General features: G+C 50.7%; 17 protein-coding genes and 1 pseudogene. 12 read left to right on the forward strand and 6 right to left on the reverse strand.

Annotated elements, in window-relative coordinates; all coding sequences use genetic code 11:
- Positions 1-14: 14 nt before the first annotated feature.
- The 7 genes from L6D81_RS19285 (at position 15) to L6D81_RS19315 (ending at position 12,585) form a co-directional block, all read left to right on the forward strand.
- Positions 15-3,224, forward strand: a complete 3,210-nt coding sequence (locus tag L6D81_RS19285; protein WP_236181487.1) for a helicase-related protein — start codon at positions 15-17, stop codon at positions 3,222-3,224.
- Between the two features lie 14 nt (positions 3,225-3,238).
- Complete coding sequence (locus L6D81_RS19290; RefSeq protein ID WP_236181488.1) at positions 3,239-4,018, forward strand: DUF4391 domain-containing protein; 780 nt, start codon at positions 3,239-3,241, stop codon at positions 4,016-4,018.
- Positions 4,018-5,973 carry a site-specific DNA-methyltransferase gene (locus L6D81_RS19295; protein ID WP_236181489.1) on the forward strand — a complete coding sequence of 652 codons (1,956 nt, stop codon included), beginning with the start codon at positions 4,018-4,020 and terminating at the stop codon, positions 5,971-5,973. Before L6D81_RS19290 ends, L6D81_RS19295 begins: the two co-directional genes overlap by 1 nt.
- A 12-nt stretch (positions 5,974-5,985) precedes the next feature.
- Entirely contained in the window at positions 5,986-9,000 is a 3,015-nt protein-coding gene (locus L6D81_RS19300; RefSeq protein WP_236181490.1) for a type III restriction-modification system endonuclease, read from the forward strand.
- 15 nt (positions 9,001-9,015) lie between these two features.
- Complete coding sequence (locus tag L6D81_RS19305; protein WP_236181491.1) at positions 9,016-11,019, forward strand: ATP-binding protein; 2,004 nt, start codon at positions 9,016-9,018, stop codon at positions 11,017-11,019.
- 101 nt (positions 11,020-11,120) lie between these two features.
- The gene (locus tag L6D81_RS19310) at positions 11,121-12,128 is read left to right on the forward strand and encodes a hypothetical protein (protein WP_236181492.1); all 1,008 of its coding nucleotides are present in this window, start codon (positions 11,121-11,123) and stop codon (positions 12,126-12,128) included.
- A 94-nt stretch (positions 12,129-12,222) separates the two neighbouring features.
- Complete coding sequence (locus L6D81_RS19315; RefSeq protein ID WP_236181493.1) at positions 12,223-12,585, forward strand: histone-like nucleoid-structuring protein, MvaT/MvaU family; 363 nt, start codon at positions 12,223-12,225, stop codon at positions 12,583-12,585.
- A 44-nt stretch (positions 12,586-12,629) separates the two neighbouring features.
- On the opposite strand, the gene L6D81_RS19320 is transcribed toward L6D81_RS19315, so the two are convergent.
- Entirely contained in the window at positions 12,630-12,809 is a 180-nt protein-coding gene (locus tag L6D81_RS19320) for a hypothetical protein (RefSeq protein ID WP_236181494.1), read from the reverse strand.
- 592 nt (positions 12,810-13,401) lie between these two features.
- On the opposite strand from L6D81_RS19320, the gene L6D81_RS19325 reads away from it, so the two are divergent.
- The 3 genes from L6D81_RS19325 (at position 13,402) to L6D81_RS19335 (ending at position 16,428) form a co-directional block, all read left to right on the forward strand.
- Complete coding sequence (locus L6D81_RS19325) at positions 13,402-13,914, forward strand: antirestriction protein ArdA (protein WP_236181495.1); 513 nt, start codon at positions 13,402-13,404, stop codon at positions 13,912-13,914.
- Between the two features lie 22 nt (positions 13,915-13,936).
- Positions 13,937-14,242 carry a hypothetical protein gene (locus tag L6D81_RS19330; RefSeq protein WP_236181496.1) on the forward strand — a complete coding sequence of 102 codons (306 nt, stop codon included), beginning with the start codon at positions 13,937-13,939 and terminating at the stop codon, positions 14,240-14,242.
- A 290-nt stretch (positions 14,243-14,532) separates the two neighbouring features.
- Positions 14,533-16,428: a flavin monoamine oxidase family protein gene (locus L6D81_RS19335; RefSeq protein WP_236181497.1), complete on the forward strand. Its 1,896-nt coding sequence runs from the start codon at positions 14,533-14,535 to the stop codon at positions 16,426-16,428.
- Positions 16,429-16,542: 114 nt separating this feature from the next.
- Here the strand turns inward: L6D81_RS19335 and L6D81_RS19340 are convergent, their stop codons facing one another.
- Positions 16,543-17,325: a hypothetical protein gene (locus L6D81_RS19340; RefSeq protein WP_236181498.1), complete on the reverse strand. Its 783-nt coding sequence runs from the start codon at positions 17,323-17,325 to the stop codon at positions 16,543-16,545.
- 419 nt (positions 17,326-17,744) lie between these two features.
- Positions 17,745-18,194 carry a hypothetical protein gene (locus L6D81_RS19345; RefSeq protein ID WP_236181499.1) on the reverse strand — a complete coding sequence of 150 codons (450 nt, stop codon included), beginning with the start codon at positions 18,192-18,194 and terminating at the stop codon, positions 17,745-17,747.
- 85 nt (positions 18,195-18,279) lie between these two features.
- On the opposite strand from L6D81_RS19345, the gene L6D81_RS19350 reads away from it, so the two are divergent.
- On the forward strand, positions 18,280-18,609 hold the full coding sequence (locus L6D81_RS19350; protein WP_236181500.1) for a hypothetical protein: 330 nt from the start codon (positions 18,280-18,282) through the stop codon (positions 18,607-18,609).
- A gap of 47 nt (positions 18,610-18,656) precedes the next feature.
- Here L6D81_RS19350 and L6D81_RS19355 read toward each other — a convergent pair whose 3' ends face one another.
- From L6D81_RS19355 to L6D81_RS19365, 3 genes are read right to left on the reverse strand one after another with little or no spacing between them, the layout of a single operon-like run.
- Positions 18,657-19,235: a TerY-C metal binding domain-containing protein gene (locus L6D81_RS19355; protein WP_236181501.1), complete on the reverse strand. Its 579-nt coding sequence runs from the start codon at positions 19,233-19,235 to the stop codon at positions 18,657-18,659.
- Positions 19,226-19,855, reverse strand: a complete 630-nt coding sequence (locus tag L6D81_RS19360; protein ID WP_236181502.1) for a J domain-containing protein — start codon at positions 19,853-19,855, stop codon at positions 19,226-19,228. Before L6D81_RS19360 ends, L6D81_RS19355 begins: the two co-directional genes overlap by 10 nt.
- A 2-nt stretch (positions 19,856-19,857) precedes the next feature.
- Complete coding sequence (locus L6D81_RS19365) at positions 19,858-20,544, reverse strand: hypothetical protein (protein WP_236181503.1); 687 nt, start codon at positions 20,542-20,544, stop codon at positions 19,858-19,860.
- A gap of 101 nt (positions 20,545-20,645) precedes the next feature.
- On the opposite strand from L6D81_RS19365, the pseudogene L6D81_RS19370 reads away from it, so the two are divergent.
- Positions 20,646-20,844: pseudogene (locus tag L6D81_RS19370) on the forward strand (hypothetical protein); the annotation flags it as partial.

The raw sequence follows: 20,844 nt of genomic DNA on the forward strand, positions 1-20,844 counted from the left end.
GGGGTGGACAAGCTTTGTTACTGGACAACAGAAATAACGGCCATGTAGGGAACACGCTGCGGGAACACCTGGCCGCAGGATCGAAGCTATCCGTGCTTTCAGGCCTGTTCACCATCTATGGCTTCTCGGCGCTCAGGAAGGAGCTCTCTCGCATCGACGGCGCAAGGCTGCTGCTCTCCAGTTGGGAAGGCTCACCTCTCCAGGAGCTCATCGGGTCGGATGCCGACCTGCGCCTCGTGAACCAGCTCGACCAGAAGCGTATCGCCAGAGAATGCGCCAAATGGCTCGCCAGCAAGGCCGAGGTACGGTCAGCCAATGCGGCCCAGAATATGTTCCTTGTCGAAGACGGTAGCCAGGGAAGCTTTGCCATTCATGGCAGCTCTGCCTTCACTCCTGCCGGTCTGGGAGAGGTGCAGGCCGATACCCCGCTGATGAATACCGGCATCAACGAGCCAGAAACGACCAAGCAACTGCTGTCCTGGTTTAACTCTGTCTGGGCGGACGCTCCTAAAGCCCGAGACATCAAGGACGAGCTCCTTGAGAAGCTGGAGTTCATCGCCGCCGATCAGCCGGGCGACTTCATTTACTTCCTGACGCTCTACAACATTTTTAAAGACTTCCTCGATGACATCGACGAAGACAGCATCATCAAGACAAAGACCGGGTTCAAGGACACCCTTGTCTGGAACAAGCTTTACAAGTTCCAGAAGGACGGTGTGCTGGGTGCTATCGACAAGCTTGAGAAGCACAACGGCTGCATCATCGCCGACAGCGTCGGCTTAGGTAAGACCTTTGAAGCGTTGGCCGTCATCAAATACTACGAGCTGCGCAATGACCGTGTGCTGGTGCTGTGTCCGAAGAAGCTCCGGGATAACTGGACGATCTACACCGTCAACGACAAGCGCAACCTGCTTGCCCAAGACCGCTTCAACTATGACGTACTGAACCATACAGACCTGTCGCGCACGAAAGGCAGCTCCGGCGAGATCAATCTCGAAACCCTTAACTGGGGAAATTACGACCTCATTGTCATTGATGAGTCGCACAACTTCCGTAACAACAACCCCACCAAAGGCACCAAAAACCGCTATAGCCGCCTGATGGAGGACATCATCCAGTCAGGCGTGAAAACCAGAGTGCTGATGCTCTCCGCCACGCCGGTGAACAATCGCATGAACGACCTGAAAAATCAGGTCGCCTTCATCACCGAGGGGCGCGACGATGCCTTCAGCGATGTAGGCATCAAGAATGTGGAAAGCACGCTGCGCCTGGCGCAGAAGCAGTTCAACCAGTGGGTCAAGCAACCGCCTGAAAACCGCAGTGTGGCTTCCTTGCTGGATACGATGAGCTTCGACTATTTCAAGCTGCTGGATATCGTCACCATTGCGCGCTCCCGCAAGCACATTCAGAAATATTACGGCACGGCAGACATTGGCGAGTTCCCTGTGCGGCTGCCACCACAGAACATCTATGCCGATCTCGATTCAACGCACGAATTTCCGCCGCTGAAGGAAGTGAACAAAACGATCCGCAGGCTTTCGCTAGCGGGCTACTCGCCTATGAAATTCGTCCGGACTGACAAGAAGGATGAGTACGCCCGTCGCTATGACAATGCTGTTGGCGACGGCAAGAGCGTTTTCAAGCAGGTTGACCGGGAGGAAAGCCTGATCCACCTGATGCGGGTGAATTTGCTCAAGCGCATGGAAAGCTCGATCAACTCATTCACACTCACCTCGCAAAAGCTCCTGGCTCAGGTCGAAGTGTTGCTGCAAAAGATCGAAGCCCATGAAAGCGGCGACATCGAAGCCCTGAATATCGAGGATATTCACGACTTTGAAATGGACTCGCCCGAGCTTGAGCCTTTTATGATCGGCAACAAAACCCGTGTCCTGCTCCAGGACATGGATCTCATCCGGTTCAGGCAGGAGCTTGAGGCTGATCGGCTCTTCCTGACCTCTATCGTCGAGTCCGCGCAAACAGTTGACGAACACCGCGATGCCAAGCTGGAAAAGCTAAAAGAGGTCATTGCCAAAAAAGTCCGGGAACCACTAAACCCCGGAAACAAGAAGGTTATCGTCTTCACGGCCTTCGCCGATACCGCGAAGTATCTCTACGCCCATCTTGTCGATTGGGCGCGGGACGAGCTGGGAATCCACAGCGCACTTATTACCGGCGGCGGCACCAACAAAACGACCCTGGCCGGGGCGGGCTCGGATCTGAACAATCTCCTGACGGCTTTCTCCCCTGTGTCGAAAGAACGCGGAAAGATCGATCCCGACGCCAAGGCTGAGATCGATCTGCTGATTGCTACTGACTGCATCAGCGAGGGGCAAAACCTTCAAGACTGCGACACGCTCGTCAACTACGACATTCACTGGAACCCGGTTAGGATCATCCAGCGGTTTGGTCGTGTTGACCGCCTGGGCTCGAAAAACACGAAAATCCAGCTCATAAACTTCTGGCCGAATATGGAGCTGGACGAGTACATCAACCTCGAAGCCAGGGTGGCGGGCCGCATGATGCTTCTGGACGTCTCGGCCACGGGCGAGGAAAACGTCATCGACGCCAACGCCCAGGAAATGAACGACCTGGAGTATCGCCGCACGCAGCTTCAGCAGCTCAAAGATGCCGTGGTCGATCTGGAAGACATGGCGGGCGGCGTCTCCATCACGGATTTAACCCTGAACGACTTCCGCATGGATCTTTCAGGCTACATGAAGAAGGGCTTGCACCTGCTGGAGCAGGCTCCACACGGCCTATACGCCGCCGTCACCATTGATGCAGACCTTAAGGCTGATGGCCTCAAGCCTGGCGTAATCTTCTGCTTGAAGAGCATCAGGGATGGTCATCGGGCTGTCCAGGTGGATGATAACTATCCGCTTGCGCCATATTTCCTGGTCTATGTCTCCGACGAAGCTGTCGTCGAGCTCAACTTCACGCAAAGCAAGAAGGTGCTCGACCTGCTGAAGAAACACGGCCTCTCGGCAACATCCGTCGATAGTGAGGCTGCCGGGCAGGTAAACGACCGTACAAGGAATGGTTCCGACATGGAACAGTACCAACAATTGCTGGCTGTCGCGGTGGATAGCATTGCAGGCAAGAGCGAAGAGAAAGGTGTGCAAAGCCTCTTCACTAGAGGAGGTACAGTGCTGACCGCGACGAGCAGCCAGGGCATTGAGGATTTCGCCGTTGTAACCTACCTCATCATCACGGACGCTCCGTAAGGCAAGGAAACGCTATGACGCCAGGAACACTGGAAGCCTTCATCGACCATCTTTCAGTTCCCAGATCCTGTGAATTGAACAAACCCGTTTTCAAGAAGCTCTTTCTCGAAAACGGAGTGCTGGACATCGCCGATAAAACGGCCCTGAAGGATGATGTCGATAAGATACGTTGGCTCTACACCCTAAAAGCCGCCACGATCAACGTCGCTTCCTATGTTGATAGCGATCGCGACTTCTCTGAAATAGCGGTTCTCCAGGTGGAGTTGACATCGGCTAAGCGGCTGAAGCGCATCGCGAATTTTATGCAGCGGTCGATCCCATACCCTCTCGTCCTGCTGTTCAGTCAAGGCAACCAGATATGCCTCAGCCTCTCCGACAAGCGCATCAACCAGGCTGACAAGGAAAAATGGGTTGTCGAAGCCCCCCTTTACACGGATTGGATAGACCTTGCCGCGCCAACAGCGGCGCAGGCAGGCTTTCTGGAAGACTGCAATATCAACAGCTTTTCCTTCACCAATTTCCTTAGTTTCTATAAAAGCCTGACTGAACGTGTCATAGCTATTAACTGTGCCGCCCATAGCGGACGCTATGAGCGGGACGTAGGCGATAATATAGAAAATAAATCCAGTGAGAGCCGTCTTGAGCGGCTCCGTGAGCTTGAAAAGCTCAACCTGCAAAAGACAGAGATCGCCAATAAGCTGAAAAAAGAGAACCAGATGGGGCGGCAGGTTGAGCTGAATACCAAGATCAAACAGATCAATGACGTAATTGAAAAAATTAGAGAGAGCATTTAATGAACAAGGCCGCTATGGATAAAGTGACCCTACATGACGGTGAAAGCGCGAATATCGTCGCCGAAAATGTCAAGCAACTCAAAGGTATATTTCCCGAAGCCTTTGGCGATGGCTGTGTAGATTTTGAAACGCTGCGGCAATTACTGGGTGATGCCGGGGTCATTGACGAAGGTGATGAGAAGTACGGACTGAATTGGCACGGAAAAAAGAAGGCCAGACAAATAGCACTCACACCATCTACTGGCACGCTATTGCCATGCCCAGAGGAAAGCGTTGATTGGGATACGACCAAGAATCTCTTTATCGAAGGAGACAACCTTGAGGTATTGAAGCTCTTGCAAAAGAGCTATGCAGGCAAGGTTAAGATGATCTATATCGACCCTCCCTACAATACGGGAAAGGAATTTATTTATCCCGATAGATTTCAGGATAATCTTGACACATATCTAAAATATACAGGTCAGGTTGATGACGAGGGAGTAAAGTTTTCTAGCAATACAGAAAGCTCAGGCAGGTATCATACAAACTGGTTGAGTATGATGTATCCAAGATTGAAGCTTGCCAAAAGTTTGTTGGCTCATGATGGAGCAATATTTATATCAATTGACGATAATGAGCTAGCTAATCTTCAAAAGATATGCGACGAAATATTTGGAAGAGAAAACTTTCTGGGGAATGTGGCTGTAGTTAGTAATCTTAAAGGTAGGAGTGATGATAAGTATTTTGCCACGGCTCACAACTATATGGTTGCTTATTCCAAGGGAGGCTTCGTCTCTAGAGGGGTTCCGTTACCGGAAAGCTATTTAGAGGAGTATTCTGAGGTTGATAAAAATGGCAGAAAATATCGTTTACAAGGACTAAGGAAGCGGGGCTCTGGAGCAAAGAGAGAAGATCGACCGAATATGTACTACCCGTTCTATGTCGATCCGAAAGATGGCCAAATATCATTGGATGGCGATGATAGATTTTCTGTCAAGGTTGTGCCTAAGTTATCTGATGATTCCGACGGCCGCTGGCGATGGGGAAGGTCTACCGCTTTTGAGAGACTAGATGAGCTAGTTGCTAAACCTGTTGGAAAAGAAAAGAGATGGGATGTTTTTCAAGTCGATTATGCTGACACTAGCGATGGTGAAAAACGTATAAAGCCAAAATCAGTTTGGATTGGCCCAGAATTCGCAAACGAAGCTGGGACTCTTGAGGTAAAAGAGCTTATTGGGAAAGGCCTTTTTGATACTCCAAAACCTGTAGCGCTTATAACCTATATACTTGAGCAGACTGTCAATGATGAAGACATTGTGTTGGATTTTTTTGCTGGCTCTGCAACAACCGCGCACGCGGTGCTTCAGTTTAACAAAGACAATGAATCATCAGTAAGATACGTATGTGTTCAATTACCAGAAAAAGTAGACGAATCAAGTGCGGCATTCAAGGCTGGCCATTCAACTATATCAGAGATATCACTGGCAAGAATTAAGGCGGCGGCTCGGCAGATAAACTCTGATCTATCCGAGTCTTTTGGTGATAGTGGGGTTAAAGTTTTTAAGCTTGCAAATTCCAATATCAAGGCTTGGAATCCAGATCGTGCCGATCTTGAGGAAACACTGCTTTCTCATCAGGAGCATTTAATCGAGGGACGCTCTGAGCACGATGTTCTTTATGAGCTTCTAATCAAGCGCGGTATCGATCTGGCTGTGCCAATCGAAAGCAGGAATGTATCTGGCAAAGAAGTCTACAGCATTGGCTATGGTGTATTGTTTGCGTGCCTTGATGAATCTATCATCCAGGCCGATGTTGAAAATATTGCCCAGGGAATTCTCAAATGGTACGGAGAACTGAGTCCGTCCTCAGATACGCATGTCTTTTTCCGTGACAGTGCATTCAGTGATGACATAGCGAAGACCAACATGGCCGCCATTCTGGAACAGAACGGTATATCCCATGTTCGCAGCTTGTAAGGAGAGTCACTGATGAAGCTGCATTTTGAAGACAATCTTGACTATCAGATGGCGGCAATAGAGTCCGTCGTCAGCCTTTTTAAAGGGCAGGAAATCTCGCGCTCGGAATTCACGGTAACCTATCGTCCTGAATCCGGGCCGCAGTCCTCACTTGGTCTGGCGGAAAATGAACTTGGTGTTGGCAACCGCCTGCAACTGGTTGATGAAGAACTTCTCGACAATTTGCATGCGATCCAGCTCGCCAATGGTCTACGCCCTGCTGGTAATCTCGCCAGCGGCGATTTTACGGTAGAAATGGAAACGGGCACAGGTAAAACCTATGTTTATCTGCGCACGATATTTGAACTGAATAAGAATTACGGCTTTACAAAGTTTGTAATTGTCGTGCCTTCTGTTGCGATTAAAGAAGGCACGAATAAAACCCTTAAGATTACACGCGACCACTTCGAGAATCTGTATCCCAAGGCGAAAGGCTACGAGTATTTCCTGTACGACTCATCTAAGCCTGGGCAAGTGCGTAGTTTCGCCACCAGCTCCAATATCCAAATCATGGTGACGACTGTTGGTGCTATCAACAAAAAGGACGTCAACAATCTCTATAAAGAGCATGAAAATACAGGCGGCGAAAAGCCTATCGACCTGATCAAGGCCACTAGCCCGATCATTATTGTGGACGAACCACAAAGCGTGGACGGTGGCCTGCAAGGACAGGGCAAGAAGGCTCTGGATGCCATGAGCCCACTCTGCACCCTGCGCTATTCAGCGACGCACGTCGATAAGCACCACATGGTTTATCGTCTCGATGCAGTCGATGCCTATGACCAGGGCTTGGTCAAACAGATCGAGGTTGCCTCCCTCCAAATCGAGGGTGGAAACAACAAGCCTTATATAAAGCTCGAATCCACCCATAACCGTAAAGGTTCGATCACTGCAAAAATAGAAATCGATGTGCAGCGTGGAAAGAAAATCAGCCGCGAGACACTGACGGTTGAAGATGGTGACGATCTGGAGCAGATTGCTAATCGTGCCATTTATGAAAACATGCAGGTTGGAACCATCACCTGCGGCAAGGATAACGAGTCAATCCAGATCAAAGGTCCGGGCATTGATCAGGTTTTGAGTTCCGGCGAAGCCATTGGGGCTGTGAGTCCGGATGAAATCAAGCGCCTGATGATCCGGCGCACGATCAAGGAGCATCTAGATAAGGAGCTGACCTTCGCTGCCAACAAGCAGCCTATTAAGGTCTTGAGTCTGTTCTTTATCGATAGCGTTGAGCATTACCGCCAGTACGACGAAGACGGAAACGCAGTCAAAGGCAAATATGCCACGATGTTTGAAGAGGAATATACCAAGCTCGCGAAGTCCAGCGACTACCAAAGCCTCTTCAATGAAATTGATCTGGAAACAAATGCTTCCGAAGTCCATAACGGCTATTTTTCCATCGATAAGAAGGAAAGGCTTGTCGATACTGCGGAAAATAACCAGGCAGGTCGTGATAACTCTGAGCGTGCCTATAACCTGATTATGCAGGAGAAGGAAAAGCTGTTGAGCTTTGATACCAAGCTCAAATTCATTTTCTCCCACTCTGCCCTGAAAGAAGGCTGGGATAACCCAAACGTATTCCAGATTTGCGCGCTGCGCGATATGGGGTCGGAGCGTGAGCGCCGCCAGACAATCGGTCGGGGCTTGCGTCTCTGTGTCAACCAGGACGGGCAGCGCCTGCGCGGGTCTGACATCAACACGCTGACTGTCATTGCCACCGAGAGCTATGAAGAGTTTGCCGAAAATCTTCAGAGGGAAATTGAAGAAGATACCGGCATCCGCTTTGGTATTGTTGAATCTCACCAGTTTGCGACGGTGTTGATTGTCAACGACAAGGGCGAGGCGGCACCGCTGGGTGTAGGACAGTCCGACAAAATCTGGAAATTCCTGAAAAGCGAAGATTTTGTTGACGCTAAGGGCAAGGTTCAGGACAGCCTTCGTACGGCTTTGAAAGACGGCAGTTTCAAGCTGCCGGACGATATCAGGGCCGAGCTTGGTAGCAAAGCGGATGTCGCCGAAGAAGACATCCAGGGCATTCTTAAGAAGCTCGCTGGCAAACTCGATATCAAAAATGCGGATGACCGCAGAATTATTCGCACCCGAGAGGCCGTTCTTCAGAGCGAAGAATTCAAGGCTCTTTGGGAGCGTATCAAGTATAAAACCACATACCGTGTGGACTTCAACAACGACAAGCTTATCGCCGATTGTGCCAAGGCAATTCTGGACTGCCCGCCCATCACCAAAACCAGGGCGCAATTCCGGAAGGCTGACATTGCGATAGGCAAAGGCGGCGTTACGGCGGAAGAGACTGACGTCTCCCGTTTCACAACGATCCATGAGGATGACATTGAGCTTCCTGACATTATCACGGACTTGCAGGACAAGACGCAGCTAACCCGCAGCAGTATCGTCAAGATTCTCACTGAGAGCCGCCGTCTGCAGGACTTTGCCCGTAATCCGCAGCAGTTCATTGACTATGCCTCGGAGGCCATTAACCGTACCAAGCGGTTGGCCCTGGTCGATGGTATTAAGTACAGCAAAATTGGCGATGAACACTTCTACGCGCAGGAACTTTTCCAGCAGGAAGAGTTGAAAGGCTATTTGAAAAACACCCTCGAAACACAGAAGTCTGTCTATACGCATGTCGTTTATGACTCGGCAGGTGTAGAGAAGACCTTCGCCGAAGACCTGGAAAAGAACGAAGCCGTAAAGGTGTACGCGAAGCTGCCATCCTGGTTCAAAATTCCAACACCGCTGGGCACCTATAACCCGGACTGGGCGGTTGTCGTCGATGATGAAGGCAAGGAAAAACTGTACTTCGTGGTAGAAACCAAAGGCAGCACCTGGTGGGGCGATCTACGCCATGTCGAGGGCGCTAAAATTCAATGCGGCGAAAAGCATTTTGAAGAAATTGCCAGCGGCGATAACCCGGCCCAGTATATCAAGGCTATGGATATTGGCGGCATGCTGAAATATACGGAATAGAGGGAGGGGCATACGATGAGCAATGTAAATATAAAGAGAGCTGTCGAAAATATAAAATCTGGAACCACTGCTTATACTCCAATAATCGAAGTCATTGTAAATTCTATTCAGGCAATAGAAGCAAAAGCTGAGAACAGTGGGAAAATAAAAATCGTAGTAGAACGCTCAGATCAGGGGGAGCTTGACGGTTCACTGCCCGCCATAGAGAATTTTGAAATATCAGACAATGGAATAGGCTTTACTCCTGAGAATAGAGAGTCCTTTGACACTCTTTATTCGGATCATAAAATGCTCGACGGCGGCAAAGGTTTTGGAAGGTTTATTTGCCTTAAGTATTTTGAAAACCTGCACGTCGATAGTATCTACCAGGATGGTAGCTATTTTAAGAAGCGTAGTTTTTCAATGGGGAAGTCAAACGATATAATCGTAAATGAAAAAATAGTTGCTTCGGCTATTGAAAAGACGGGGGCAAGAATCAGACTTTCCTCGGTAAAAGATGGAAAATTTACAGATAAAAAGATAACAACGATTGCCAGAAATCTTGTTGAAAAGCTGTTGCCGTACTTTATTACGGATGGATATTTTTGTCCTGAGATAACTATAGAGGAGGCGGACGGCTCAGGTTCTATAGTGTTAAATGAGTTCATAAGCAATGAGCTTTCCGGTGTAATTAAAGAAGTTTTAGTGCCCAATAGTAAGCTCTCTCTAAAGGGCGTTATAAAAAATCAAGAATTCTCTGTTAGAGTTTTCAAGCTGTACTCTCCTAAAAGTCAGCGCAGTAAAATAAGCTTAGTCGCTCACAAGAGGGAAGTTACAGAAACCCCGATTCATAGCTATATTCCAGAATTCATAGAAGAGTTCTACGATAAAGACTCGACCGGCCAGTCTAATCGCGAACGAAATTTTATTATCAAAGCGTATGTTTTTGGTGAGTATTTAGATGGGAATGTGACCTTAGAGCGTGGTGGGTTTAACTTCCAAAAGGATAACGATGTTCTGCTTGGGATTTCCCAAGGTGAAATAGAGAAGGCAGCGGCGCAAGTTGCCATTCAAGCAGTCGGCGAAGATATACATGCTCGGCAGGATCGTAAATCCGAGCGAGTTAAATCCTATGTTGAAGAAGAAGCTCCTTGGCACCGAAATATTCTAAAAAGTATTGATTTGTCAGCCATGCCCTACAACGCGCCTCCAGCCGAAATTGAGTCATTACTACAGAAAGAAAAATATGAACGCGAGGTGACAATTAGGCGTGAGGTGGTGCAGCTTTTGGAAAAGGGGAGCATTGAAGAGCTAAAGGAAAATGTTACTAGAATTGTTAGCAAGATATCAGAGAGCAGTAAAAATGACTTAATTCACTACATTGCCTTGAGGCGGAATGTATTGGATGTTTTCAGGAAAAGCCTTGAAGTTGATCCGGATGGTAAATACTCCTCGGAAGGAGCTGTTCATGACATTATTTTTCCAAGGAAAAGTGATAGTGAAAAGGCTTCCTTTGAAGAGCATAATCTATGGATTATTGATGAGCGATTGAATTTCACAAACTATGTTTCATCCGACTTACCTCTCGGTGGTGGGAATATTGATAGGCCGGACTTGATTGTCTATGATAGGCGCGTGTTATTTAGAGGGGATAATGAAGTAGGAAATCCGGTAACTATATTTGAGTTTAAAAAGCCGCAGAGGGATGATTTTGTTAATCCTTCGTCTTCAGAAGATCCAGTTCAGCAGATAGTTCGGTATGTTAACCGTATAAGAGACGGCGAATATAAAACTCCTCAGGGGCGGAAAATACTTGTCGCTGAAAATACCCCATTTTATGGGTATGTTGTTTGTGACATTACGCCGAAAGTTGAGAAATGGTTAGAGCGAGAAAAAGACTTTAAACCTATGCCAGATCGTCTGGGCTGGTTTCAATGGCAGGGAAATATCAACCTGTACATAGAGGTTTTGAGCTGGGACAAAGTCCTTAAAGATGCTGACATACGCAATAAAGTGTTTTTCCACAAGCTTGGAATCTGATCTGCTGATTTTTTAGTCGGTTTTAGTCGGTTTTAGTCGGCTTTAGTGGAGAGACCGGTAGGTTTGCGAGATTTTTAAATTAAATATCCAGGACTAATACCATGGGCGAATCCCCTTTTCAGACATATGCCGATTTATTGATTAACGGGCGTGATGTTTCAGCGCAGTATTTGCAATCGTTCGTCTTGTCGATGCACGACGGCTATAATTACACATTTTCTGCCAATGAGTTATCCAGCCTCACTGAGGCTCACTTTTCCATTTTTGTAGAGTTGGCGAAATATTTCCGGTCTGAGGGGAGAGAAGATCTCCACTTCAAGGAAGTTTGCCGACAAATGATCGAGCGGCGGCCTGACTACACGCAGGAACCCGTTGGTTTGTACCCGTTTCCAGATCCGGAGTTCGTTTTTGTACCCGATCAGGCCGACCTTTCCGAGCATCTGCACCCATTGTTCGGTATCAATCTGGATATTGTGAATCCGGAATGGTCAGGTTCTTTATTCATGCTCAGCCCTTTGGAGCCCACCGAGCACCATCTTGTTGGCGCTGCAACAGAAGATACTGATTATCACTCGGCGTTGCTTCATACGAACTGGATCGGATTCAAGGTCGAGAATGGGCGTTACCGTCTCATGGGAGATCCTCGTTATTTCTTTCTCCATGACGATAATGAAAATCTACCTGACCCTTATCCAGAAGCTCGCTCCGAACTGGTTGATTATTACAAGCAGCAAAATGCCGCTTTTGCAGCAGCCCGTGAGGAATACAAACGAACAGGTCGCCTTTTTTGGCCGGACGGGCTTGTGCAGGGTCAGCAGTTGGATGACAGGGATAGGCGTACATTTGTCGAGCAAATCGGCGGCGATGTGGATTTGGACCACGTGTGGGGGGGTAGTATGTCATTGTACATTTCCGAATCCATGCATAACGGTATCACGCCCGTTTATCCCCGAAGCCCTGCTGGTAATCCCTTCTTTCATGTAGCAAGTGTGCCTGCTTATCACTATCAACAAATGGGTGCTGACAAAATAATCATGTTCTATGAACCCGTTGAGCAACTGGTTTTATTCACCTTCCATTGGGAACGGTTTCCTGGTTCAGAATTTTGAATGGTTGCCGAGCCTTGCGCGGCAATTAATCGCCCCGTGCAAGATCAGGACAGGCTTTGCTATATTCGAGCGCGCCCTACCAGGAGTTAAAACAGTGTCAAAATTGGCGGAATTTCGAGCTGCTGAGCGCGCGCTCCAGGAGCAACTTGCTCAACTGGAAGCGCTGAAAACCAATGTGGGCTTAAAGAAAGAAATCGAGTTCGAAGAAAAACTGACGAGCCTGATGCAGTCCTATGGCAAGGGTTTAAAGGACGTCATTGCCATCCTTGATCCTGCCCCGGCTAGCCGCAAGCAGGAGAAGGCCGTTGGCGCGCATCGGCGTCCGCGTGTATTGAAGCGCTACAAGAATCCTCACAGCGGCGAAGTGGTGGAAACCAAGGGCGGCAATCACCGCGTCTTGAAAGAGTGGAAAGCCCAGTACGGTGCCGCCACCGTGGAGGCCTGGCTCCAGGCCTGATTGGCAATCCGGAGCGGGCTTTTATGCCTGCTCCGAATGAGGGCTCAAGGGTGCAACGCTCTTGCGCTCATCACGCGGCGGATGTTCGCCAGCGAGGCGAGGGCACTCAGGCGTTCCTGACTTGTCCGGTCAGCACGAGCGGCTTCATTGAAGGCCTCGCGGTACAGCGCGCGCAGTTCGTGCTCAGGTTTTGCAGCCAGTTCAAAGATCGTCAGCAGTTTCATTTCAAATCTCCTTTTGCCTTTTTCGCCACCCTTCGTGACCTTGTGACGCTGTGCCTGCACAGGCGTCGGCTGCGCAGCACCCGTGAGGGCCGCAACGCTAAGAGGAGGAGTCATTGATGACTTGCAGCAGGCAGAGGCGACGTTTGTGCTACAGCCAAAACAAAAAAGGGCACGAGGCGTGACGATGGAAAAAGGAAGGTGAAGTGAAAGCCCTGATACAGCATCTGAACTGAACAAAACCATGGGCTGGCGAACCTGACGGCTGCGCCGCCAGGCCGTGCTCTATGCGCTTGGCCGCGCACCGTGCCAAGGGAAAGCCTTATCCCGGCCTATTCGGTAACGATCCCTTTCACGAAGAAAGCAAAGCGGCTAAGGGGTGCTACCCCTGGCGCAACGCAAGGGTAAAGCTTCGCCCCGATAAAGGGTTTCCCCGACCTTCCGCACCCATACGAAGACATGGGCTTGTGCAGGCCGGGTGATCCCCCTCCCTTTATCGGCCCCTTGCGTTTTACCTCCCCGGTCTCGCCGACGGGCAGAGGTGCATGTGCGACCTCACGCACAGCACCTCGAAGCCCTACAGGAGACGAAGACCATGACCACCGAGCCCAAAATTTACGTTGCCGACCTTGCCGCCTATAACAGCGGCTACCTTCACGGTGTGTGGATTGACGCGCTTGAGGATGTTGACGGCATCCAGGAGCAGATCAACGCCATGCTGGCCGCATCGCCCGTGCCGGATGCCGAGGAATACGCGATTCATGATTATGAAGGATTCGATGGTTATGCCTTGGGCGAGTACGAAGGGATTGATACCGCGCACGAGATCGCCTGTTTCATCGAGGAGTTCCCGGAATTCGGAAGCGGCCTGCTCAATCAGTTTTCGAGCATCGAGGAAGCCCGCAAGGCCGCCGAGGAGGATTACTGCGGCTGCTACTGCTCATTGGCCGACTACGCGCAGGAGCTTACGGAAGGCACCACCGAAATTCCCGACGCGCTGGCCTATTACATCGACTACGAAGCCATGGCTCGTGACATGGAATTAAATGGTGACGTGTTCATCATTGAGGCCGGTTACCGGCAGGTGCATGTGTTCTGGAATCGCTAACAGGCAGGAAAAGGACTTCATCATGGACTCTGTCCGCGAAACCTTCATCTGGCAAGGCCTCACTATAGAGGTCTTGCACACCCCGAACTGGTCGGAGACCTACCGCACCACCTATGGCCATGCTCTCTCCCATCTGCAAATAAGCGCGGCGGGACGGGCACCGCTGCCGATCAGCGCCACTGGCTATCGGTCGCACTTCGAGCGCGCCGACAACATCGAGGTAGAGGGCGGTGCGGTGGCCTATGTCCGGGCGTGGCTGGAGTACGCTGCCCAGTCTCCGAGCTGGTCAGAGGCGCACCAGAAGGCAAGGCAGCTCTCGCTGTTCTAAAAAAATCGGCCCTGCGGGCCGCATTTTCTTGAAGACTCCGCAATCCTCACCTTGCACTTTTGCGCGCCGCCTCAGGGCTAAAAAATCAGGCCATCCGCGTGTCTCACTAAGCGGCACATCGGCTGGGCGGCAGCGCCTTCGAGTTATAACACGATGCCCCGTTCAGCTTTTGATCGTCGAAGGGTGGAATACGCCGCTGGCTGCACCATACTTCAAAGCCAGAGTTCACCTTAACTCTCGTATGTCTTGGGTTTGTTGACCAGCCGCAACACACTTCACAGGAAGGTGATATGGCCGCAGAAGAGAGCGAGAAAATAGCGATTGTCGGCGGGGGGATCGCGGGTCTCTACTGCGCCTACATCCTTGGGAAACAGGGGAAAAAGGTCACTCTTTTTGAGGCGACCAACCGGTTCGGTGGACGGATTTTGACAGTCCGCCTACAGCAAGGGCCGGAGCCTCGTAACGCTGAAATCCAGGCCATTGTGCCGACCGGCGAGGAAGATCAAGACCCGGTTGACTATAAAAAGCTGGAGTTCTATGCAGAGTTTGGCCCCATGCGGGTGGAGCTGGATAAACAAATCCTTTTAAGGGGGCTCTTTGAGCACTTGGATATTAAGCCAGACGCCCGCAACGCAAAGGACAAAACAGAGGCATCGCTTGTTGAATTCCCTGCCTATGCCTCACCGGCCTCGGTCGGAGACCCAAGTTATGAGCTCCGGCCAGAAGAGGAAGGGAAAACACCACTTCAACTGATGCAGCTCGCCATGCTGCGCATCATGATGAAGGTTGAACTCTCGGAAGACGATGATAGCTACAAGAAGTTTCGGGATGATCTGATTTCCGATATCCAGCTCGCCGCAGCGACCGGGGAAGATATTCTCCCGGTTTACATGGACTGGGTTCGTACCCTTAGACCGGACCAACACATCGCCATCCAGTTCTATGGTGAGATCGATAGAGTGCCTCTCTATGCACAAGGGTTTTGGAACCTGCTCAGTGATTATCTGAGCCATGACGCCATCATGAAGATCCGCGATCTTGGTACGTTCTATCACTTGCTTTCGCTCAACCCTAATGCTGCCGAATGGCTGACCTGGTGGTTGATAGGACTTTCAATCAGCGATGGATTAAAAGGCGTGTATGGCGGCATGTCCTCACTCATCATCAAACTTCGGAAGAAGATCGCAGACGATTGCCAGGGCCGCGTCGTTCTTAGGAAAGACTCTGAAGTTACCGCCATTGAGTTCGTAAAAGTCCAAGACGATTCGGGCACCGAAAAAAATACGGGGCTTCTTCAGATTAAAATTGGCGAAACACTATGGGCAGAGCAATTCAGTAGAGTTATTTTGGCCCTGCCAAAAGGGCCGATAAAACGCCTGTTACAGAGGTCAGCGGAGGTGTTTGACGCGGAAAAAGAATTGCCGGAATTATTAGGATCAGCAGCGGCTTTCCCGATGGTTAAAGTATTTGTCGTCGTCAAGAACCGCTGGTGGGGCAATGAGCCTATGGCCAACCGCTATGCCACGCGCGTTCCCACACGTGAACTGCATTACTGGCCTGCGACCCACAACGATCATTATGGCATGATCATGTTCTACACTGATTTGCCAGCTCAAGCGTTTTGGTCGAATTATGTCCCGCCTGGTAAGCAGATGTCGGTGTCCTATAAAGATGGTCCAGACAATCCTTTGCCGGAAGCAACGGAAAAGAGACTGCTCGACAAAATTGTCCAATATATCAGCGAGAACAATGTCCCTGATTTGAAGAAGGATGACATTCTCTGGTGGGGTATTCGCGACTGGGGTCGCTTCCCCTATGGGGGAGCCAACCATATGTGGCGTCCAGAACGGAAATACTGGCACGTGATGGGCCGACTCGGCGAAATTACCACCGACACGCCAGCCCGCATTCATATCTGCGGCGAAGCATACTCCGACTATCACGGATTTATCGAAGGAGCGCTGCGCTCAGCCTCCTATACAGTTCACCGGATTCTCGAAGGGGATAATCCAGCCAGTCTCATGTGCCTGCGTCAGTGCGGTCTTGTTGGAACAGACAAATATTCTGAGTATCTCGACTCTCTCAAGAAGTGGTGCAATCTCCTCGATACATCGAGAATGGATCAAAGGAAACAATCTTTCCTGTACAAAGGAGAGTGTGCTGATCTTCACCCCAAAAAAACCTGAGTGGCCTCAGCCCTTCGCTCTTTCAAAAGATGAAACCTGGCCAGATGAACCGGCCAGGTTTCTTGTCTAAGAGCCACAGTTTCGGTCTCCGACTTTGGCTGAAAGCTCAGGGCTTCAGGGTTTATACCCTAGCAGGTCATCATGCCCATTTGCTTGATATCCTACTAAATGCTTCCACTCAGGGATCAGTCTGCGTATAGCCGCTATTCGTTCTTTCACAATCGGCTTTTCTGTGTCTATCAACTTTTTAAACCTTTCAAGGCCACGCTCTTGAAATTTGTATAGCATCTCGCAGTCGTCCTTCGGCAAATAGAACGTGCTATACGGGTCGCCATAATAATGATTTCCGTTATGCTCTCTAACCAGAGACTGATCTTTCATCTTATATTTATATTTTTCGTAGTAGAACATTATATCCGCAGAGAAATCGCACTCATCTATTATGCGCTCTTTCAAAAAAGGAATTTTAGGAGCCAAGGAATCGATTTCGCTCCAATCCGCACCAGGGCTGCCATTCCGAGGAAGAGCAATTTCATAGAATTCATTGACGGCCTTAAAAAGTTTATTGACCCTAATCAACAGAGCATCGTAATCAGCCGTCAGTTTATTGGTCCATGCAAAGGCATTGGAGAGCAATCCGGCATACGCCACCCCTCCAACTGATCCGATATGATCCGCTATATTTTCATATGGGTTGATCCTAACTTTTCCTGAGTCATACTGAGCGACCCTGCGAAACTCTTTGGAGACTCTCTCCTTGTCTGATGCGAAAAACCCTTCCAATGTTGCCGTGAAGTTTTCTGGCGGTTGGTTAAAATCCAGAAGAACGCCCAGCAATGTTGCGATGCGTTGGTCTTGGAGTTTTTTTTGCGCCTTGTGTCTTTGATAATCTTCCATTTTTATTCCTTTTCTTAAACATAGCTATATGACGTCCAAACCACATGACACCGCGACGAGGCGTGTGTGGGGACGGACTTAAAATGATGGGATTTGGGCAATAGGGTTCGTGCGCGTTAGTCGCGCATGAGCATCAGAACAGCAGTGAGAAAACGATGTTGATATTGCATATTTCACCCATATCAGAAGAGCGGAAGCAAAATCAACAAAAAACAGAAAATATTATTTTCGGATGCATATATAAGACATTAAAAATACGACTCCCTGCCATTTCAATATTAAGTACACACAGAGATAAAGGTCAGCCTCAAGCTGGATCGTTAGCTTTTAGGAAGTTCGGCCCGAAGTGCCGCGTCACCTTTACGGTGTATCTGCATCGCCAGAGGCGATCTTTTTAAAGCCAGAAGAAAATACTGAAGTCAGCGCTCGCGCTCCTGGCTATCGCGATCTTTCGGAATTCCATTGAATATTTTTGTGATTTCATGCGGGATACGGGTTCGCTCAATCGCCGCTTGGCTTTGATGTTGCAGGGCAGGGTTTTCAAGCGCAGCAATCTTACGTTTGCAATGCTCCCTGATCGCATTCAACTCTTTCAAATTCTGTGCTTCCACCACGCGGCAGGTTCGCTCCTCAAGTTGCTCAGCCGTCAACGGCTTCGTGCGTACATCGTCCGGCTTCAACGCGGGCCGATTATGCTTCAGGAGAATCTGCTGCCGCGCTTTTTCCATATCATTCTCTCGCCTGCGCTTCTGCTCTTCTTTGAGCTCCTGCAACCGGCGATCACGCTCCTGCTGCAACTCCGCAATTCTCTGTTTTTCGGCGACATCCTTTTCCCTTGCAGCATCATTAAACGGCGCTTTGCTGTTCACGATAAATCACCTGCTGAATTTTCTGGACGCGGGCGAAAGCAATGTGGAAAGGTCAATTAAAGGGTTTTTCTCCAAGGAGGGTGACATGGAAGAAAGTTTACCGACGGCATTACATGAGCTATTAAGCGATCCGGATACCGCCTGGGTGGAACAGCAGCTCTTGGCGCATATTCGCGGGCTGGAGCGCCAGGGGCTGCCACCCCGCACAATCGCCCGCGCCTTGGCGCGGGTGCTGTTCGCTTTCTGCAAAGACCAGTACAGCCGATCCATTGGCAGCCGCCTCTGGATCAAGAAGTTCTTGCAGCAGACGGGCCGTGACTTCATCCAGGAGGAAGAATTCACCAGCGACTGCGAAAAGCTCATCAAATTGCAGGATAAATTCCTGAAAGACTCGGAGCCCCTCGGTAACGCCTAAAGCCCGTGCGCGCATGTTCATGTTTTAAAGTCCTCGTGTCAGGGCGGCTATTTAGGCTTGCTCAGGAGGGCCGGACGGCCTGTCGGTTTTGCCAGCATTTTCTGCCCCGATTGCGACTGGCCTTGGTGCCCGTTCCGGCTTTGTGAAAATTCCAGCTTAATGCCGGTTCTGACGATCCTTCCGGTGTGCGAACAGACGGGACAAAACAACGAGTCCGCCTCATCCGCAACACAAGACAGGTTGCCGCAGTCACTACACAGCACCAGGCTGGTGTTATCGCAGTGCGGGCAGCCCTGATAGTTACTGCACAGCAGAGCGCGCAGAACCAGGTCGTTGCGCACGGCCTGCGCTCCTCCTTGCCCGGGTGCGACTGCCTTGCGACGCGCGATCACATCGGTGATCTCTGCACCTTTCTCATGCAGCTTCAGGACCAGCACAGCCGAGGCTTGCGGCACCTTCGAGCAGTAGAGAATCCGGTCGCCATGCGATGGTTCTGACGTGGTGACTCCGGCATGCGTGGACGTGGCTTGCGGTACAGCAACGCCCTTGCGATTGAACGCGGCCAGTTCCTGGCGCGCTTTTTCGAGCAAGCTCAGAGGCTTGTCTTGCTGCTTGATCATCTCCATTTTTTTGCCCTCTTGATGTAGTCAACGGCATCGTTGACCTGCTGCATGAACACCTGATTGGGAAACTCTTTGTCCGGGTGCAGAATCGCCGCCAGCTCACGGTGCCGGGTCTTCAGCATCGTCTTGTCGAGCGCTGCAGTTTCCGAGAATCCCAGCACTTCCAGCGCCTGGGCATAACCGCTTTTTTCGGGTGCTGGTTTTTCTGGCTTCGCCTTTGGTGGCGGCTCTTCTTCACCCAGCATGTGCCGTTTGAATTTCCCGAAGGTGGCGAACTCCTGGCGTCCGTACTTCCAGAACAGCTGGCGCAGCTTCACGTACTGGCGCACGGCGCACGAGATTTTCTGCAGAGCCAGAACGCTGGGCTGGTACAGGAATAGCCATGCGCCCAGCAGCGCATTCAGTACCAGCGAGAGGCTATGCAGCACTATGGATTTCAGGGAAGTGCCGAGCCGGGCAGTGCCCCACACCAGCCACTGCAACACCCAGTCGATAAAGAGCAGCACCTGACGGTACAACGTCGCCACCAGCCAGCAGAGGAACTCCAAGGCGATCCACGCCAAAGTCAGATAGGCGATATAGCTCAGCACGATCTCTACTAAATTCAGAATGCTCTGAAACATGACTAGATACCTCCGGGGGAGTCGTGCCATTCGGCACCGACATGTGGGTTCGTGCGCGCACCGACGCGCTTGGCCTCCTGTTCCAACAGTTGGTCGCAATACTGCAAACGGGCGACGATGGCTTCCGTTTGTTGTCTGCCATATACCGTCAGGAGATTGATGCGGTGACCCGCATACACCAGAACGACATGGAAAGAGTCGCCGTAGTAAACGGGTTTCTGCACGACATGGCCGTTCGCTGCTGCCTCGCGGGTAGCGAGATCATTGCGCCGCCGCTCACGCTCTGCGCCGTCATGCGGTAACAGAGAAAACTGATGGACAATACGACGGTCAAAGCGCTCCCAGCCGCGCAGCCTGCGCACCCGGATTGAGTCAAGATCCAGATCAATCCGGGTGTTCACCCGGAAGACCTCCCGCGCGATCAAGCGCAAACACCAGATTCCCGCGACAGCGCCACCAATGGCTACGACCAGTTCCGGCAGTGCCGGGTGACGCCAGTCGGGCAGAGTTGCCACGCTCGCCACCAGCAGCCCGAGCCCCAGAATGCTGCTGACAGCATCCGCGAGCTTTGCCCCTAAAGGGGTCAGCTCACGCGGCCTCACGCGGAACGCTGAGAGCCGACTGTCCTTGTCGATCAGTTCTTGCGTGGGTGGCCGACCGTCGAGCGGGCTTTTCATCGGAGAGTTCATGGCAGCATCCACAACTGATGGCGTTAGGAACTACTCTAAAACCACAGCGCCCGCTGCCCTCCACGCGTATTCCTCGCGCCCACCATCAAAGGGGAAGGGATATGGATGTTGAAGAGATTGAGTTCAGTGACTGGCAGATCGAGCAGATGCGCTCTGCCGTGCGGCGGTATCGCACTCTCAACAAGCATTGCGGTCACTTGCCGTCCTGGGAGCGGGTGCGCGACGACGTAACGTCTTCGCAATCCAATATCGATAGGTACGAGGATGAGGATGACGACGATGACGATGACGATGCAGCCC

The organism is Pseudomonas sputi (genome assembly GCF_021603585.1).
Classification (GTDB): Bacteria; Pseudomonadota; Gammaproteobacteria; order Pseudomonadales; family Pseudomonadaceae; genus Aquipseudomonas; species Aquipseudomonas sputi.